Annotated in this window: 2 tRNA genes; both read right to left on the bottom strand. The window is 47.5% G+C overall.

Features of this window, described 5'->3' with window-relative positions:
• Positions 1–107: 107 nt before the first annotated feature.
• Positions 108–180, bottom strand: a tRNA-Ala gene (locus H3T43_RS09315).
• A gap of 44 nt (positions 181–224) precedes the next feature.
• Positions 225–298 (bottom strand) — tRNA-Ile (locus H3T43_RS09310).
• Between the last annotated feature and the right edge of the window lie 108 nt (positions 299–406).

Genomic DNA, 406 nt, shown 5'->3' with positions numbered 1-406 from the left:
CTCGGTCGCTCTTTGGCAATCTCTTCTCTTTTGATTGTTTCTCGGTTTTTTCTTGGATTATATTCAGTTTTCAATGTACTAACTCATTGGATCTTTCTCAGATCCAATGGAGGCTAACGGGTTCGAACCGATGACCTCCTGCTTGCAAAGCAGGTGCTCTCCCAACTGAGCTAAGCCCCCATGGTCTTTTATCTGTCAGATGCGCTTTCTCTTTTCCTTGCCTATGGGCCTAAATGGACTTGAACCATCGACCTCACGCTTATCAGGCGTGCGCTCTAACCAGCTGAGCTATAGGCCCGTTTCCAGCGTATCTGCTCTCTCTTTGAGGTACTGCCCTCAAAACTAAACAATGTCTTCCCTACTCATGTGCTTCCGTGTGCTCGCCGGACTTCTTTTAGCATTCCTG

The sequence above is a fragment of the Lactobacillus sp. M0396 genome, from assembly GCF_016101625.1.
Taxonomy (GTDB): Bacteria; Bacillota; Bacilli; order Lactobacillales; family Lactobacillaceae; genus Lactobacillus; species Lactobacillus huangpiensis.
The sequence above is the reverse complement of the archived record's forward strand: the minus strand, read 5'-3'. Positions and strand labels throughout refer to the sequence as shown.